The organism is Nostoc sp. DSM 114159 (assembly GCF_053470285.1).
In genome coordinates this window covers 842,344-861,717 of record NZ_JBPFEH010000001.1, presented here as the reverse complement: position 1 = coordinate 861,717, position 19,374 = coordinate 842,344, and the positions used below count along the sequence as shown (strand labels likewise).

General features: G+C 37.8%; 11 protein-coding genes. All 11 read left to right on the top strand.

The window, feature by feature from the left end; genetic code table 11:
* The first annotated feature begins 196 nt into the window (after positions 1–196).
* The 11 genes from ACR5KR_RS03515 (at position 197) to ACR5KR_RS03465 (ending at position 19,294) form a co-directional block, all read left to right on the top strand.
* On the top strand, positions 197–1,363 hold the full coding sequence (locus ACR5KR_RS03515; RefSeq protein WP_448270080.1) for an aldo/keto reductase: 1,167 nt from the start codon (positions 197–199) through the stop codon (positions 1,361–1,363).
* 22 nt (positions 1,364–1,385) lie between these two features.
* Positions 1,386–3,179, top strand: a complete 1,794-nt coding sequence (locus ACR5KR_RS03510) for an ABC transporter substrate-binding protein (protein WP_448265454.1) — start codon at positions 1,386–1,388, stop codon at positions 3,177–3,179.
* A gap of 16 nt (positions 3,180–3,195) precedes the next feature.
* Complete coding sequence (locus ACR5KR_RS03505; RefSeq protein WP_445627754.1) at positions 3,196–4,131, top strand: isopenicillin N synthase family dioxygenase; 936 nt, start codon at positions 3,196–3,198, stop codon at positions 4,129–4,131.
* A gap of 71 nt (positions 4,132–4,202) precedes the next feature.
* Positions 4,203–5,828: a glycosyltransferase family 39 protein gene (locus tag ACR5KR_RS03500; RefSeq protein ID WP_448265452.1), complete on the top strand. Its 1,626-nt coding sequence runs from the start codon at positions 4,203–4,205 to the stop codon at positions 5,826–5,828.
* 53 nt (positions 5,829–5,881) lie between these two features.
* The gene (locus ACR5KR_RS03495) at positions 5,882–6,376 is read left to right on the top strand and encodes a GtrA family protein (protein WP_448265451.1); all 495 of its coding nucleotides are present in this window, start codon (positions 5,882–5,884) and stop codon (positions 6,374–6,376) included.
* Between the two features lie 9 nt (positions 6,377–6,385).
* Entirely contained in the window at positions 6,386–7,525 is a 1,140-nt protein-coding gene (locus ACR5KR_RS03490; protein ID WP_448265450.1) for a hypothetical protein, read from the top strand.
* A 234-nt stretch (positions 7,526–7,759) separates the two neighbouring features.
* A complete protein-coding gene (locus ACR5KR_RS03485; protein WP_448265449.1) occupies positions 7,760–9,091 on the top strand; it encodes an MBOAT family O-acyltransferase in 1,332 nt (443 codons plus the stop codon).
* Between the two features lie 117 nt (positions 9,092–9,208).
* Positions 9,209–13,888 carry an amino acid adenylation domain-containing protein gene (locus ACR5KR_RS03480; RefSeq protein ID WP_448265448.1) on the top strand — a complete coding sequence of 1,560 codons (4,680 nt, stop codon included), beginning with the start codon at positions 9,209–9,211 and terminating at the stop codon, positions 13,886–13,888.
* A 100-nt stretch (positions 13,889–13,988) separates the two neighbouring features.
* Positions 13,989–15,383 carry an MFS transporter gene (locus ACR5KR_RS03475; RefSeq protein ID WP_448265447.1) on the top strand — a complete coding sequence of 465 codons (1,395 nt, stop codon included), beginning with the start codon at positions 13,989–13,991 and terminating at the stop codon, positions 15,381–15,383.
* A 188-nt stretch (positions 15,384–15,571) separates the two neighbouring features.
* A complete protein-coding gene (locus ACR5KR_RS03470; RefSeq protein WP_448265446.1) occupies positions 15,572–17,581 on the top strand; it encodes an ABC transporter ATP-binding protein/permease in 2,010 nt (669 codons plus the stop codon).
* A 30-nt stretch (positions 17,582–17,611) separates the two neighbouring features.
* The gene (locus ACR5KR_RS03465) at positions 17,612–19,294 is read left to right on the top strand and encodes a GUN4 domain-containing protein (RefSeq protein WP_448265445.1); all 1,683 of its coding nucleotides are present in this window, start codon (positions 17,612–17,614) and stop codon (positions 19,292–19,294) included.
* The last annotated feature ends 80 nt before the right edge of the window (positions 19,295–19,374 follow it).

The following is a 19,374-nucleotide window of genomic DNA, read 5'->3' as shown; positions in this document are numbered from 1 at the left end:
TCAAACATTCGTTGTCAGAGCATCATCTATACCCAAGTATGCCACCGTCTAACTACTCCAAGATACATGAGTTAATTCAAGATCGCCTTCAGCATATTGAAAAATCATACTTGATGTTTCATCTCAAAGTAATGCAGGGCTTGATGTCAGCAAAAAGTCATTAATGAATCGCTCTTTTAATCAAAACACATTTATGATGCAATATCGTAGATTCGGGCGTACAGAATTGCCAATGCCAGTCTTTTCCTGTGGCGGAATGCGCTACGTCTATACTGAGTATAAGGAGCTGACTCAAGAACAAATTCCCGATGAAAATCAACAGAATTTAGAAGCCACTATTCGCCGTTCTTTAGAAGTTGGCATCAATCACATCGAAACTGCCCGAATGTATGGAACTTCTGAGATGCAATTAGGAGCTATTTTACCTAAATTACCTCGAGAAAAAATTATTGTCCAGACTAAGGTTACTCCTACATCTGACTCTGAAGATTTCCGCCATTTATGTGAGAAATCTTTGGCTTTATTAAAGCTAGATTACATTGACTTATTAACACTGCATGGCATTAATAATTACCAACATCTTGAAGATAGCATTCGTCTTAATGGCTGTCTTGATGTAGCGCGACAGTTGCAAGCTCAGGGTAAGGTAAAGTTTATTGGTTTTTCTACCCACGCTCCAACAGACTTAATTATCAAAACCATTGAAACCAATCAATTTGATTATGTCAATCTCCACTGGTACTACATTAATCAATTCAATTGGCCCGCCATTGAAGCCGCCACACGTCATGATATGGGTGTATTTATCATTAGCCCATCAGATAAAGGTGGTATGCTTTATAAGCCTCCACAAAAGTTATTAGACTTGTGCTATCCTCTTAGCCCGATGGTGTTTAACGATCTGTTTTGTTTGAGCCATCCGCAAGTACATACTCTCAGCTTGGGCGCATCTAAACCATCAGATTTTGACGAACACTTGAAGGTTATAGAACTTTTAGAACGAGCAGATGAAATTTTACCACCAATTTTAAACCGTTTAGAGAAAGCAGCGATCGCCACATTAGGACAAGACTGGTATCGCACTTGGCACACTGGTTTACCCAGATATCCCCAAACCCCTGGTGAGATTAATATTCCAGTTATTTTATGGTTGCGAAATTTAGCGATCGCTTTTGATATGTTTGAATATGCTACAAGGCGTTACAACCACTTAAATACTGCCGATCCTTGGTTCCCTGGCTTGACAGCAGAAAAAGTTAGACAATTCGATCTAAGTGATTGTTTGCGTCATAGTCCCCATGCAGATAAAATACCAGCTTTATTAGAAGATGCTCATAGGTTGTTATCTCAACCTAGTCAATAAGAAATTGCGGAGTGGTTTCACGATGTCGCATTCTAAGTTATTAAAAAATTATAAAAAATATACTTTAATTCGTCATCGTTGGCTAGTAATTTTGCTGGCTTTAATAACTGCGATCGCCATAATTATCTATCATCAAATTACCTCAAAAATCCCAGCAATACCAACATCTGAAATTATTGTCCCTTTCCCAACTGAACCGACAACTTTCAATCCAGCTTTAATCGTAGAATCGGCTTATATTTTAAACTATACTTATGAAGGGCTAGTTAAAGAAAATGCTCGTGGAGAAATTGAACCCGATCTAGCTAAATCTTGGCAAACTTCCAAGGATAATAAACAAGTAATTTACACCCTCAGAAAAGGGCTAAAATGGTCAGATGGAAAACCACTAACGGCTGAAGATGTCGTTTTTACCTACAATGAAATTTACCGTAATCCAGACATTCCTACTTACGCCAAAGACTTCTTTATAATTGGTCAAAATCGTACCTTACCTACTGTACGAAAGCTTGATAATTTGCGAGTTGAATTTACATTACCTGAACCATTTGCTCCATTTATTCGGGCTACAAAATTAGAAATTTTACCAGCCCATATTTTTCGGGAAAGCGTCAAAACAAAAGAGCAGGAAGGCATACCCAAATTTATGTCAATTTGGGGAACTGATACTCCCCCAAAAAATATTATTGTCAACGGCCCTTATACAATAGAATCTTATACTCCGAGCCAGCGAATAATTTTCCGCAAAAATCCATATTACTGGCGTAAAGATACTCAAGGCAACTCACAACCTTATATTGAGCGCGTGATTGGACAAATTATTCCTAATCAAGATACTTCTTTAATCCAATTTCGTTCTGGAGGATTGGATTACATCAACGTCAATACTGATTATTTTTCATTATTAAAACATGAAGAAAGTAAAGGAAAGTTTACTATCTATAATGGCGGTCTTTTTATTGGGTCAACTGCTATTACTTTTAATCTCAATCAAGGTAGTAGGAATGGTCAAGCATTGGTCGATCCTATAAAGTCTCGTTGGTTCAATACAGTGGAATTTAGACAAGCAGTTGCCTATGGAATTGACCGCCAACAAATACTCAACAATATCTATAAGGGATTGGGTAAACTGCAAAATTCGCCGATTGCTGTACAGAGCAAGTATTATTCTCCTGTTCAAACTGTCTACGAATACAATCTTCAAAAAGCGAAAAAATTACTTCTAAAAGCAGGTTTTAAATACAACAATCAAGGTCAGCTATTAGACGAGCAAGGCAATATTGTCCGCTTTAGCCTAATGACGAATAGTACCAATAATGCATTGCAGGCGATGGGAGTACACATAAAACAAAATTTGAGTAACCTTGGCATAACTGTTGATTTTAATCCCGTAGCTGCTAGCATTTTCATCAATAAATTGACTCAAACTTTTGATTGGGACTGTCAATTACTTGAGGTTGCTGTCGGTCAAGAACCAAATGATTGGGCTAATGTTTGGTTGCCTGAAGCTGGTTGGCACTTTTTTAATCAAGAATCCCAAGCAGGACAAATGCCGATAATAGGGCGACAGGTTGCAGATTGGGAACGAAAAATTGGTAATTTATACATTCAAGCAGCCTCCGAAGTGGATGAAGCAAAGCGTAAAGCTATGTATGTAGAAACTCAACAAATTACTCAGGAGTATCTGCCATTTATTTATCTAGTTAACCCTTTATCAATGGTGGCAGTACGAAATCGTATCCAAGGTATTGAACACTCTGCCCTACTAGGAACATTTTGGAACACTTACAACTTGAAACTGACTGAGATTAACTAAAGAGGATATCGTTTGTATGCAAATTCCTATCATTGATTTCAATCCTTTTCTTATAGGTGACTTAACCGCAAAAGAAGCTGTCGCTGCACAAATTTCTCTTGCTATTCATGAGGTCGGATGTTTCTACCTCAAAAATTATGGTATTCCTAATACTCTAATTGCTCAAGTTTTTTCACAAACCGAGTGCTTTTTTGCACTACCGGAGCATGAAAAAGAACAAATATCTTTCTTTCCAGATCGGAATCTTCGCGGATATCATAATTTTAAAAAGAGTGAAGATAAACATAATGCCAATGAGCTAATGACTGAAGGCTTTCATTTTGGGAAAGAAATTACTCCTGATGAAGTTGGTGCGATTGAAGATCCTTTTTTTGAACCGAATAAATGGCCTAAAAATCCAACTCAGTTTCGTGAAGTGATGATAGAATTTTTCATGGGTTGTCACGAAAGCGCCCTGAAAGTATTCCAAGCTTTGGCTATTTCCCTGAGAATTCCAGAAAATTACTTTACAAATTTATATTCAGAGCAGAATCACGGCATAGTTTTACATCACTACCCATCGATATATCATCCTCCAGAACTAGGAAAAGTTTATCTGGCAGAACATACCGACATCGGAACGCTGACATTTTTATTTCAAGATTCTGAAGGATTAGAAGTATATACAAATGCTGGGGAATGGGTTGTAGCGCCCTTCATTCCTGATGCAATTATCGTATTGGTGGCAGATTTAATGCAGCGATGGACGAACGATAAATTTGGCGCTACACGACATCGAGTTATAGTTCCAACTCAATCTCACAGTGCTAAACAAAGGTACTCATGCGCCTTTTTTACAGGCCCTAATTACGATGCTCAAATTAAGTCCATTCAGACTTGCTTAGATATAGATGAAGTTCCTAAGTATCCACCAATTCTTGCACAGGAATATTTTAAACAGCCAAAAGGGTAATTCGTAATGACGCTTTTGCGTCGCTAACATAATTCGTAATTAATACATTACTTTAAAAAGGGTTGATCCAATTGCTAGCAAAGTCAAATCCTCCAACTTGGTTAAAAATTTTGGTAATTAGCCTGATTGGGTTAGGTATTTTCTTTCGCTTTACCCATTTAGGGCAAAAAGTGTATTGGTACGATGAAATTGCTACATCGCTGGCAATATCTGGTCATACGCTAGCTGAGGTTAAACAAGAAGTTTTTAGCAATTGGGGTAATAATCAAGGCATAATTCCTGCCATCACTTTAGACAAATATCAACACATTAACCCAGATCGATCTGTGGCTGATACAGTTCGCTACTTAATAACTTCAGACCCGCAACATCCACCTTTGTATTATGTAATGGTGAGATTGTGGGCGCAAGTCTTTGGGGATTTTCCGGCGGGAGTTAGGAGTTTATCAGCAGTAATCAGTTTGTTGATATTTCCTAGTGTGTATTGGTTGTGTTTAGAGTTATTTGAATCACCACTAGTAGGGTGGGTGGGAATGGCTGTGATGGGGATTTCTCCCTTGCAGGTTTTCTTTGCCCAAGATGCACGAGAATACGGTTTGTGGATGGTGATGATCCTAGTATCAAGTGCTGCTTTGTTGCGAGCTATTCGCCGAGAAAGTTTCTCTACCTGGGCTGTGTATGCTCTCACCCTAGCCTTGGGATTCTATACCCATTTATTAACAGTAATGGTTGCGATCGCTCATGGGATTTATGTAGTTATTAGGCAAAAGTTTCGCTTTCACAAAACCTTGCGTAATTATTTACTGAGTTCAATAGCAGCTTGCTTAATGTTTTTACCCTGGCTAACGGTGCTGATTACCAAAGCTGACACAGCAACAAATCTTTTGTCATGGATAACATTTAAAACCGATAGTCCTTTTGACCTGATTGGAATTTGGCTCAGTCGGATTAGCCGAATATTTTTTGATTTTAATTTGGCTTCTGATGATGCTTGGGTCAATAATTTGCCTGCGGAAAGTCCTTTATTTTATAGCATTCCTACAATAATAGCCAGTTTATTGTTGATTATTTACATTATCATTTTCTTGAAAAATCACTTATCAAATAACACTAGTTTATTTATTGCTTTATTAGGGGGATTTCCCGGTTTAACATTGCTTTTATACGACCTAATTTTTGGAGGAATTCGCTCCATTTATTTTCGCTATCAGTTACCCTTATACCTCAGCATCCAAATTGCTGTAATCTATATTTTAGCTTTCCAGCTTTTTTTAGCAAAGAACTGGCAGAAAAATCTTTGGCAAATTATGACGATGGGATTACTCCTCTCTGGGCTAGTTTCTGATGTTAGATTTTTTCAGACTGAAACTTGGTGGTCACAAATTGGTGGCAAGAATTTGCTAGCAATGAGTCAACTTATTAATCAATCTAATAGTATTTTATTGGTAAGTAGTAAAAATGATTATAACTTGGGAGTTATCCTCACCTTAAGTCATAACTTAAAGCCAAAAGTTGGCTTACTTACAATCCAAAATGACCAGTTACCAATAATTCCTCAATATTACAATACTATTTTCTTTGTTGACGATCTGGAAAATAGTTTAGCTCATCAGCTTGAGAAGGATAAAACTAACTCCCTGAAATTAGTCTATCCACTTGAAGGGTTTTGGCAACTCGAGAAAAATCAGAAGACGTGAATATTTCTGATTGTAGCAGCCTCGATAAAAAATATTAAGTGAGTAAAAATTGAATGAATAAATTTATTAACTACTTTAGTATTAGCTTCTTGAGAGATAAAGTCCAATTATTTGTTTCTTCAACGCTCATAAGTCGGTTTTTTCGCTTTGCTGTAGTCGGTTTTAGTGGGGTAATTGTAGACTTGGGAGCATTTTATTTTTTACATAGCTCATTATGTTTGGCGTTAACTCTGAGTGCAATGCTTTCCACAGAAATAGCAATTATTAATAATTTTCTGTGGAATGATTTATGGACGTTTGGTGATGTGTCTTTTCAACAAAAATTAAATTTAAAGTTTCAACGTTTTGTCAAGTTTAATCTAATTTGTTTGGTTGGGCTGATTTTCAATAGCCTAATTGTAAATTGGCTATTTTATCAATTCCACGTGAATGAATACATAGCTAAATTGGTAGCGATCGCTTGTGTGACACTTTGGAATTTCTGGCTCAACCTGAAGATGAACTGGCAATTAACAAAGGCAGAAGTAGATGTAGTTGTAGATATCTAAGGAACAATCATGTTAAAACCACTAGTTATGTTTGGTTATAGTTTAATTTTTATAACTACTATATTTTTTTCTTCTGGATGCTTGAATCTCGTTTTACCCTATTACAAGACTATCCAGAACCTTGGTGAAATCAGTGTTAAATGGCAATATTTGACTGAACACAAAGATGATTATGACGCTATTTTTCTAGGGCCAAGTACTACCTACTTTGGGGTGATCCCGAAATTGTTTGATGAATACATGACGACACAGGGTAAAAGTGTAAAATCTTTCAACTTTGGTATTGCAGGTGCAAATGTATCAGAACTAGATTTTTATTTACAAAAAATTCTGGCTTTAGAACCAGCAAACTTAAAGTGGATATTTCTCGATTGTTCAGTTGACTTATTTACCAACATTGGCTCTACTTCCGTTCAAGAGATATACTGGCATACTCCTCGGAAAACACTAGAAAATTTCCAATTAATTTTGGAATCATCAATCGATAGCTGGCAAGCAAAAGTTCCATATATATACGCTAACTTTCAAAGCTTTATCTACCGATGGCTAGGAATTGGTCAACTTTCTACTTTCTGGCAGGAAAGAATATTAAATTTAGATTTATCAATTTCAGATCCATTAGCAAAAGTATCTGAGGATAGGCTCATACAAGAATCTGGATATTACGCAATAGATTGGCAAAAAAAAGCTGATAAATGGAAAACTATGTTTAGAGCAAATGGTTTGGATACTTATCAAAAAAATCTCAAAAATGAACAAGCAAAATTAGCAAATTTCAATTCAGAAAATGTATTTAACGATCCATCTACAATATATGGAGCGAAAATGATGAAGAATATTGCTTCTCGGATCGAACAACAGCAGCAAGTTAACAAAAAGAAAATGGAAGCTATATTTTTCATTCCTCCAATTCTCGAAACTGATTCCAACCCATCTGCTATTTACAGAGCGTATAAATCGGGATATATCGAGAATCTATTTGCTTTTAATAATCCTAATAATTTTACTAATTTATATGAACTAGATCGCAGAATTGATAGCGCACATCTCAATCATCAAGGCGCTGAAGAATTCACACTTTTACTGGCATCAGAATTTAGCCAATATTTGAAAAATTCTGGAGAAAAACTTATTAGTGGTAGACTTTAAATATCTAGTTTTTATTACCTAATCACTAATTACATATAAATAAATATGGTATTCACAGAATTTCGGTTTATATTTTTCTTCCTGATTGTTTTCTGCATTTATTGGGCTTTGCAGAAACACAATCATCGGAAATTGTGGCTGCTAGTCTGTAGTTATATTTTCTATAGTGCTTGGGATTGGCGCTTCCTTTTTTTGCTCTTGCTATCGACAGTTATTGATTACTTTGTCGGTTTAATGCTATCTAGACCACAGGTTAGTGATTTGCAAGCAAAAGCGATCGCCTCACTTGAGGTAGTAGAAAAAAAAGAAACTACAAGTTTTTGGAATTGGGATGGCTTGCTAAATAAGCCACAAAATCAGCAACAACGTCAAGCATGGTTGATACTTAGTTTAGTAGCAAATCTCGGAATATTAGGATTTTTTAAATACTATAATTTCTTCACCGATTCTGCTGCCAACTTATTAGCTTTTTTGGGCTTACCCCTGAGTCTTAAAACCCTTAATATTATTTTGCCAGCAGGGATTAGTTTTTACACATTTCAAACTCTGAGTTATTCCCTGGATATTTATCTAGGTAAACTCAAACCTGTAAGAAATTTTTGGGATTTTTCTCTATTTGTAACTTTTTTCCCTCAACTGGTTGCAGGGCCTATTGTCCGTGCATCTACCTTTTTACCGCAACTGCTAACCCCAAAAAACTTAAGCGAGGTTGATTTTAGAGGATGTTTAATGCTTTTTTTCGTAGGGTATTTTAAGAAAGCCTGCATTTCCGATAATCTTTCGCCTGTAGTAGAACAGTATTTCACGAATCCAGAAAATTATACTTTCTTGAGTTGTTGGATTGGTGTTATTTCTTTCGTCATCCAGATATACTGCGATTTTTCTGGTTATTCTGATATGGCGATCGCTTCAGCCGGTTTACTTGGATACAAACTACCTCTGAACTTTAATTTCCCCTATCTTTCCAATAATATCACTGAGTTGTGGCAACGTTGGCACATCACTCTTTACAGTTGGTTGCGAGATTATGTTTATATTCCTTTAATGAGAAAACGACCAAAAGCTGAACGCACAGAAATGTTTGGCTATAGAAATATTCTCACTTTGATGCTTTTATCAGGACTCTGGCATGGGGCTGCTTGGCATTTTGTAGTTTGGGGTGGATTAAATGGCATCGCCTTAGTTGTTCACAGGCAATGGTCATCTCGGATCGCTCCCTATAAGGAATTAGTACCACTGAGAAAGATGCTAGGTATTCCCCTAACATTCTATTGGTTTTGTGCCTCTGTCATTTTCTTTCGGAGTAACGATCTCAGCAGTGCTGTACAAATAGAAAAATCCTTTTTATTCTTTAATTCTCTTGGTTATGAAAACCTAAATATCCAAATTGCATGGATTTTTGTACCTTTAATTATCCTCCACTGGGCGGCTTATAAGGGTTGGTTTGCTGATTGGTGGCGTAAAATTCCTAGTTGGAGTTTTGCTGTTTTATTTGGGGTGTTGGTTTCAACAATATTTCGGCTGACAGCAATCAATCCTCAACCCTTTGTCTACTTTCAGTTTTAGTGTGCGATCGCTCAATGCACATAAATTTAGCGTAGGAAATCAAATATTATATGGCGAAGAATAAAAATTGGATAAAGAGGTGTACCTATCTTTTAAAAAATAAAATAATAGCCTTATATGAGCAAGCTGGAAATAATTAAAAATAAAAATATTGAATCTATTTACCCTCTTTCTCCTATGCAGGAGGGTATGCTTTTTCATACTTTGTATGAGCCAGAATCAGGAGTATATCTTGAGCAGTTCTGTCTCACGCTCTCTGGAAATCTAGATATTACAGTGCTTCAACAGGCTTGTGTGCGAGTAGTGAAGCGTCACCCAGTTTTGCGTACCCTTGTGGTTTGGGAAAAGCAACAAAAGCCTCTCCAGGTAGTATGTAAACAAGTAGAGTTACCTTGGCAAAACTATGATTGGCGTTCCTTATCTGCAAAAGAACAACAAGAGCGCCTAGAAACTTTCTTACAAGCAGATCGAGTCCAAGGTTTTGTTCTTGACAAAGCTCCACTTATGCGCTTTACGTTAATTCGAGTTGCTAATGATATTTACGAATTTATCTGGAGCTTTCATCACCTGCTAATTGATGGCTGGAGTTGGCCGATTCTCTGCAAAGAGGTTTTTACTTTTTACAATGCTTTACTTAAAGGCAAATATTTATATTTAAATACTCCTCGTCCTTACCAAAATTACATAAATTGGTTACAACAACAAGATTTGAGAGCAGCAGAAGCTTTTTGGCGGCAACAACTCCAAGGATTTACTAGCCCTACCCGTTTGCTACTAAATCGGGGTGAGGTGCAAAATTCTCCACAAGTAAAAACCTACCACGAGCTGCACTGCTGTTTATCGTTGCCCATAACTGCTGCTTTACAGTCCCAAGCACAGCAATATCATCTAACAGTTTCAACTTTCGTACAAGCAGCTTGGGCAATTTTACTCAGCCGCTACACTGATGAGTCTGAGGTAGTATTTGGCGCAACTGTGTCCGGCCGTCCTCCCACTTTATCGGGGGTGGAATCGATGGTGGGACTATTCATTAATACTCTACCAGTTAGGGTGAAAATCCCAACAGCAAAGCCTTTATGGCAATGGCTGAGGCAATTGCAGACTCAACAGGTGGAGCGATCGCAGTATTCTTGGTGTCCGTTAGTCAAAATTCAGGCTATTAGTGAAATTACCCAAGAATTACCTTTGTTTGAAAGCATCGTGGTGTTTGAAAACTATCCACAAGATACGTCTTTCTCAAATCCAGGTCAAAGCATCCAAATTACTAAACGGCGAGTCATTGAACAAACTAATTATCCGCTCACAGTCATCGCTGTACCGGGACAAGAGTTATCCCTACGCATTCTTTATGATGGTAGCCGCTTTGACGAGGAAACGATTAACCGGATGATGGGGCATCTCGTGACTTTGTTAGAGGGTATGGTCGCTAATATCGAGCAGACAGTGAGTGAAATACCTATGCTAACTGCTGCCGAGCAGCAACAACTTTTAGTATGGAATGATACCCAAACAGATTATCCTCACAAATGTATCGCTCGGTTGTTTGAAGAACAGGTAGAACGAACACCGGATGCAGTCGCCGTTTCATTCCAATCCCAACAACTGACTTACCAGCAGTTAAATTGTCAGGCTAACAAGTTAGCACACCATCTCCAAAAACTTGGGGTAGGGCCAGAAGTGCGGGTAGGGATTTGCGTTGAGCGTTCTTTATCGATGGTAATAGGACTGTTGGCAATCCTCAAAGCTGGTGGTGCTTACGTACCCTTAGATCCGCGATCGCCCCAAGAACGCTTAAATTATATGTTGAGTGATTCTCAAGCGTCGGTATTGCTGACAGATTCATCAATTGCCTTATCTGGGCAACCATTAACAGTAGTTTGCTTAGATACATCGGATTTGTGCCAAAACAGTCAGGAGAATCCTGTTAGTGGAGTGACACCAGAGAACTTGGCTTATGTCATGTATACTTCTGGTTCTACAGGCAAACCCAAAGGTGTAGCCATGAGTCACCGTTCTCTGGTAAACCTTTTATCTTGGCAAATGGACGAAAGTGCTTGCAGTTGTGCCAAAACTTTGCAATTTGCTTCCATCAGTTTCGATGTCTCTTTTCAAGAAATTTTCTCTACCTGGTGTAGCGGCGGAACCTTAGTTTTAATCGCCGAAGAAGTACAGAAGGATGGGTTTGCATTATTACAGTTAATTGCTAAAGCAAAGGTGGAAAGACTATTTTTGCCCTTTGTCGCCCTTCAGCAATTAGCCCATGCTGCCTCTATTACTCAATCCTATCCTGCATCTTTGCGTCAGATTATGACAGCAGGAGAACAGTTACATATTACCCCTGTTTTAGTCAACTTTTTTAGAGAGCTTCCTGGTTGTACGCTACAAAATCAGTATGGCCCAACGGAGAGCCATGTAGTAACAAGTTTTACCTTAAAAGATGTGGCAAGCAGTTGGTCGCCACTTCCGCCTATTGGTCGTCCCATTGCCAACACGCAAATTTACATCCTCGATCGCCATCTGCAACCATTACCAATTGGAATTGTTGGAGAACTGTATATTGGCGGCGTGGCGATCGCCAGAAGTTATATTAATTCCCCAGAATTGACTGCTGAGAAATTCATTGACAAGGATGGGAATCGTTTGTATAAAACAGGCGATCGCGCTCGCTATTTACCTGATGGCAACATCGAATTTCTCGGTCGTATTGACAATCAAGTAAAGGTGCGGGGTTTTCGCATTGAATTGGGGGAAATTGAAACCGTACTCGCCGCGCACCCCCAGGTAAAAGAAGCAGTAGTTCTTGCTATTGACCAACCAGGAAACAAGCGTCTCGTTGCCTACATTGTCCCCAAACAGCATCTAGACACCAGCGAACTGCTTTGTTACCTCAAACAAAAGCTACCCGAATATATGTTGCCTTCTGCTTTTGTCAAGTTGCTGGATGTACCTCTAACCCCCAGTGGTAAAATAGAACGCCGTGCTTTACCAGCACCTACGAGTCGGGAAACACGTAACATTTCTACAGACTTGATTCCACCCCGTACTGCAACTGAAGAAGTTTTGACAGCAATCTGGAGTGATGTTTTAGGACTAGAAAAAGTTGGTATCCACGACAACTTCTTTGCATTAGGTGGGCATTCCTTATCAGCAATGCAAGTCATTGCGCGGTTGCGAGAAACTTTCAAAGTAGAGTTATCCATAAGCTGTCTGTTTGATTACCCGACAGTAGTTGAGCTAGAGCAGCAGATTTCAGAATACCGCCAAAAAGAGGCAGGGGAGCGGGGGAGCAGGGGAGCAGAGGAGCAGGTGGTCACTGAGCGTAGCCGAAGTAGGAGCAGGGGAGAAATAATCATTCTTTCTCGTGCCTCTTTGCCCTCTTGTCAAAATGACTTGACTCCTTCTCTCAAACCAGTACCCCGAAACACAAAGGAGTTGCCAATCTCTTTGACTCAGCTTGAGTTTTGGATATTAGCTCAATTAAATCCGGGCATTCCCATCTATAATATTCCACTGGCTTATCGCTTGACGGGTTTACTCAACGTCAATGCCCTGGCGCAAAGCCTCGTAGAAATTGTGCGTCGTCACGAAACTCTGCGAACTACTTTTACTATTACGGATAGACAAGTTGTTCAGAAAATTATTCAGGAGCCTATCCTACCATTTTCAGTGATAGATTTGCGAAAACTTTCTCAATCTAAAACTGAGCGAAAGGCTTTGGCTCAAAGATTTGTAACTGAGGAAAAAAACCAGGCTTTCGATTTAGAACAAAGCCCATTGTTACGCATCAAACTGTTGCGGCTCTCTGATGCCGAGCATTTACTCATAGTAACTATCCATCATCTGGTTTTTGATGGTTGGTCTGTGGGTGTGTTTTTACAGGAGCTAACAAAATTATACGCAGCATTTTGTCATGGTCAGCCCTCACCACTTCCCGATTTACCCATTCAATATGCTGACTTTGCTCATTGGCAACAGCAGTGGGTTGCTCGTCCGGCTTTTGTGTCTAAGCTTGACTATTGGAAACAGCAACTAGGCAATAGTACACTTTTACTAGAGTTACCTAGCGTTAGCGAAGCTCGCCGTAGGCATCGCCCACGCTTGCCAGTACGAACTTTTCAAGGTGCAAGTCAAACTTTCATTATTTCTAAAAGCCTAACAAATGCTCTTAAACATTTGAGCCAACAGCACAATGTAACTCTATTCGTAACTCTATTAACAGCCTTCAAAATAGTGCTGTTCTATTACACCGGACAGTCAGATATTATCGTGGGCGTCCCTTTTGCCAATCGCCAGCAAGTAGAAACTAAAGGGCTTATTGGATGCTTTATTAACACACTACCAATACGTACATATCTGGGTGGCGATCCAAGTCTGAGTGAGTTGCTATATCAGGTGCGTGGCTGTTTTTTAGCAGCCTGCGATCGCCAGCAAATTCCCTTCGTGAAGTTAGTAGAAGCACTACAGCCAAAACGAGAACCAAGCCACTCTTTGCTATATCAAGTGATGTTTAACTTCTTGCCTCCATCAGATTTAAAACTGACAAATTTAACTGTTCATCCCTGGTCAATTGAAACTAATACAGCAGAATTTGATTGGGATATTTATCTTCAACAAACAACATTAGGAAGTGTTGAAGGGAAATGGTGCTACAAAATCGATTTGTTTGATGCTACTACTATTAGCCGTGCAGTCACTCAGTTTCTAGTGTTGCTTGAGCTGCTAATTAAGAATCCTGAATGCCGCCTGAGTGACCTTTGTTTACTATTTCAAAAGCATAATTCTCAATGCCGTGCGTAATTCGTAATTCGTAATGACGCTCCTGCGTCGCTTGCCGCCGGCGCTAACGTAATTCGTAATTCCAAGATTTGAACAGTAAAAAGCTAGAAAATACCAGATTATGATGTCAAACGTACAGATGATAGAAAAAACAAAACTGACTGCTTTGCGAGAAATGCGGCTGTTTCTCGTTGTTTGGATAGGACAGTTAATTGCCCTAATTGGTTCGAGTACCACTGCTTTTGCCTTAGACATTTGGGTTTACAATCGCACTGGCTCAGTCACTCAGTTTGCTTTCATCTCCCTGTTTAATACTTTACCGCTAATCTTAATTTCCCCGATAGCTGGGCCTTTAGTAGATAGGTGGGATCGCCGAAAGACGATGATTTTCGCTGATGTCTTGGCGTGTTTGGGAACGATCGCGATCGGCGTTTTATTTGTCATGGGTCGATTGGAAGTCTGGCATATTTACTTAGCTAATACCTTTACTGCTGTTTTCATGGCTTTTCACATGCCAGCTTATACAGCATCAACAGTCTTACTTGTGCCAAAACAGCACCTCAATCGTGCTAACGGTCTGATGAGTCTGATGTATGGCATTTCCATAATCATTGCACCAACTCTCGGAGGTGTTCTACTAAGCATTGTTCATTTCCAAGGGATTATTTTGCTTCACGTAACCAGTGTGTCTATCGCTGTTGTCTCCTTGATGCTGGTTCGGTTCCCCGAAGTCAACACAAGTGTTGTTACAACTGCAAAAAGTTCATTTCTCAGTGAAGCAACTTACGGATTTACATATTTGACCGCTCGACCCGGACTGCTGGGACTAATTTTATTCTCAGCTTGCAGTCTTTATCTTGTGGGAGGTATTAATGTCATTACTGTTCCGCTAGTGTTGAATTTCGTTTCAGTAAGCGTTCTGGGAACTATTCTTTCGCTATTTGGCATTGCTATTCTAGCAGGCGGCTTGCTCGTGAGTATCTGGGGAGGACTAGAACGCAACATCTATGCAATATACGGGTGTATGCTGTTAAATGGTGTGTTTATTATCGCCGCCGGTTTGCAACCCTCTCTTGTCATCTTCACTGTTAGCATCTTCTTATTCTCTTTGACACAACCAATCATTTCCAGTTCCACGCAAGCTGTCATGCAAAAAAAAGTAGAACCTAATGTGCAAGGTAGAGTTTTTGCGATCAAAGGCGCGATTGAAGCGGCTGCTTTACCTCTAGGCTATATCACGATTGGACCTTTAGCTGAGAAGGTTTTTGAACCCTTAATGGCTACTGATGGTTATTTGGCGGGAAGCATCGGACAAATCATCGGTGTTGGGTCTGGTCGTGGTATGGGACTTCTACTGATTATTATGGGAGTCTTGACCATTTTAGAAACCTCTCTTGCTTACTTGTACCCTCGCCTACGGTTTGTGGAAGATGAACTTCCTAATGTTAGTAATGCAGTTGCGATGGCTACTGATACAGCTTCTAGCAAGAGTGACGTAGTTTCTTTGGTATCCTAAATTTGGCATTGCATAGCGATCGTTGATTATTTTATTTTTTTAATTATCTATTTTGAAAAATAGATAATTATTAATTTTTTTCATAAACTGCCAAAGTTTTGTATCTAGATTCAACATCAAATCCTGTATTGTTTACTTTTAAATTTTTCTGTCTTTCAATTAAAAAAATGTTCAGTTTATTTTAGAATATGCAAACCAAAGTTTCAAACGATCCTTCTCCTCCGACCTTTAATAAATTTTGGGATAAGGTAAGAGCGATCGCCGGCCCTTACTGGTATCCAACAGAGTCCAAAGAAAGAGTATTTTCAGACGTAATTCGGACATGGGGGATGCTCATTCTCCTAATTTTATTAATAATCACGCTGGTTGGCGTAACTGCCTTTAATAGCTTCGTGACTCGCTACATAACCGATGTAATCGAAGAGAAAGATTATCCTAACTTTATTAAGACAATAGTGATTTTCGCTGCTGCTCTTGTTTGCATAACACTCTTAAACGGATTTTCTAAATTTGTCAGACAAAAAATCGCTATTGATTGGTATAAATGGTTAAATAATCACATATTATCAAAATATTTGAGCAATCGTGCCTATTATAAAATTAATTTTATATCTGATGTTGATAACCCAGATCAACGAATATCCCAAGAAATTGAACCTATTACTAGTGATGCTCTGAATTTTTCGGCTATTTGTCTAGAAAAAGTGCTGGAAATGACGGTTTTCTTAGTAATTCTTTGGTCAATTTCCCAATTTATCGCCACTGTTCTGGTTGTTTACACAGTCATTGGTAATTTGATTGCTATTTACTTAGCTCAACAATTAAATAAAATTAATCAACAAGAACTAGAAGTGAAAGCAGAATACAATTATTGTTTAACTCATGTTCGCGATCACACGGAATCGATAGCTTTTTTTCAGGGAGAAAACCAAGAATCTAATATAATTCAACGAAGATTTAGTAACCTCCTAAAAAATTTCGAGCGCAAGATTAATTGGGAGAGAAATCAAGAATTTTTTGACGGAGGATATAAGGCTGCTATCCAAATCTTTCCATATTTAGTACTTGCACCTATATATATGAGTGGTCAAGCTGATTTCGGAGAAGTTGTTCAAGCCAGTATAGCTTGTAATCAGTTTGCCAATGCTCTAGCAACATTGATTAGTGAATTTGGAAATTCTGGACGATTTTCTAGTTATGTTGAGCGGTTATCTGAGTTTTCAAATGCATTAGAAGCAGTTAGCAAACAACCAGAAAATGTCAGTACAATTAAAACAATAGAAGAGAATCAGTTTGCTTTTGAAAATGTCACTTTACAAACGCCAAACTATGAACAGGTAATTGTTGAAGATTTATCACTTTCTGTTCAACCAGGCGAAGGTTTATTAATTATAGGGCCAAGTGGTCGAGGTAAAAGTTCTTTATTGAGAGCGATCGCAGGTTTGTGGAATGCGGGAACTGGTCGTTTAATGCGACCTCCCTTAGACGAAGTTTTATTCTTACCCCAACGTCCTTATATCATCTTAGGAACTTTGCGCGAACAGTTAATATATCCTAATACAAATCGTCAACTGACCGACGCCAAACTCAAAGACATTTTGCAACAAGTAAACCTGCAAAATTTGTTAAGTCGAGTTGAAGGTTTTGATAGTGAAGTTCCTTGGGAAAATATATTGTCCCTGGGAGAACAACAACGTTTGGCTTTCGCACGATTATTAGTTACTAACCCTAGCTTCACTATTTTAGATGAAGCAACAAGCGCTTTAGATTTGAATAATGAAGGTAATTTATATCAACAATTACAAAAGACAAAAACAACGTTCATTAGTGTTGGACATCGAGAAAGTTTGTTTAATTATCATCAATGGGTTCTGGAACTTTCACAAGACTCCAGTTGGCAACTTTTAACTGTGCAGGATTATCGGCTGCAAAAAGCAAAAAAAATTATCACTAATTCTCCCGAAAACACTAAAAATACGATAGATGTTTTAACTGATAACATCCAAAGTCAACCAGAAATATCGACGGATATTAGCACAATTGTAGGACTTTCTCATCAAGAAATTCAGAGATTAACAGACTCCAAGATTAACACTATTAGAAGCAAGGCTAGCCTTGGTAAGTCCATTACTACCAAGGATGGCTTTACCTATCGCTATGACAAAGACCCGAAGGTGTTGAAATGGGTAAGAACTTAAGAACTATTAAGATTTTTGAAAATTAAGGTCATGTTTACTAAACAGCAAAGACAACTAATTACTTACGAAACTATTTCAATCTACGAACGAACTTATCAATTACCCATTCTCAAAAATAGCGGTGTAAAAACGGTTCAAAAAACAATTAGAGAACGTCAAAGGTTAATTAAAGAAGGTGTTCGATATCATCATCAGCTTGGAGGAATAATTAAGCGAAAAGAAAAAATTAGCCAGGGAGAGATTTTTAATGAAATTCAATTATTTATTGAAGACTACAATCATATCATTGATTTTCTAAAAATTTACAAAGATACTTATCACAATTTTTTATTAAACCTTACTAACGACTTGAAGAAGTTATTCAAACAAAAATATTTAGCAATAAAAACTTTAGAAGATGAAAGAAGCAAATTAGAGCTAAAAAATTATAAAAACCCCCAAATACTTAATGAGCTAAGATGGGATAAAGAAGAAAACTTTAAAGCATTTTTATTATTAAGCAATGCTTATTTTTTGATGTTAGAAAAAATTAGCTTGCTTGGTGAAGGAATTAAAAAACTTGCAGAAGATATAAAAAAACAAAAAGAAATTGTTCAGCAAATAGTTGAGGATTTAGACACCTATCAAGAGCTTTATGAATATCAAAGTAAAGCTTATAAAATTCGTCAAGAAATAGCAAAAATTGCCCAGACAGCAATCAATTTTGAGAATTCTTTACAAGATTACTTTAGTCCCTTTCAATCTTTAATCGATGACTTCGTAAAAATAGATGAATATTTTTACGCAACTGTCGGAGATATTAAAAATTTAGGAGATAATATTTTAAAGTATCAATCAAATTTATTTAACCTTGAAGAAGCCAAGGTCATTTCTGAAAGTTTTCTCGATTTTATGGTGACAAGTTATGATAAAAAAACTAGATTAAAAGATGCTTTTATTGAAGCTAAACTATTAGATTGGCAAAGCTATAATTTAGATTCGAGCGAAAATTTTGTTTTTTTAGACAAGGGTATTGATTTAATATCTAACTATATATCTAAGCAACTTACCGATCAAAGAAAAATGCTAGGCATAGCAGAAGTAGATTTTGTCTCTACAGTGTCTCTATCTACTGTTGAAAAAACAGGGTTGATGGAACTGACTGATAACAATCTTACATTGACAAAAGAATTTTTCAGTAATAAAGATATTGATTATAGCCAATTGCAAAATCTCCTCTCACAGCATAAGTGGAAAGAAGCTGACATTGAAACAGCTAAATTAATGCTAAAAGCCATGGAAAAGAATTATTGGAATGAAGTTTATAAGGAAGATATTGATAACTTTTGTTGTCAAGACATCTATACCATTGATGAACTTTGGGAACAATATAGTTATGGTTATTTCGGTTTCAGTGTTCAGCAAACTATCTGGAGTGAAATGGGTGGTCAAGTAGATTATGAAACAGAAAAGAGACTAGGCGATCGCCTTGGTTGGCGAAAAGAGGGAAACTGGTTAGACTATGAGCAACTAACTTTTAAATTGTCCCCCATGACACCGATGGGACACTTACCAGCCAAATGGTTACACTACGATCGACATAGCTCTGACTTATCTTTATCATCTACAGAACACCTTTCAATGGGAGCCTGGCGGGTAAAATCTTGGTTAGTTTGGCAGATGCATTTATTCTTTTCTCGTACAAAAATTTGTAGTTCTTTAAAGATAATTTGAGAAGATATTTAGTAATTATAGAATTATGTTTTAAGTGTAGATTTTGTGAGGATACATATTTTCAAAATAGGTAATAGCAA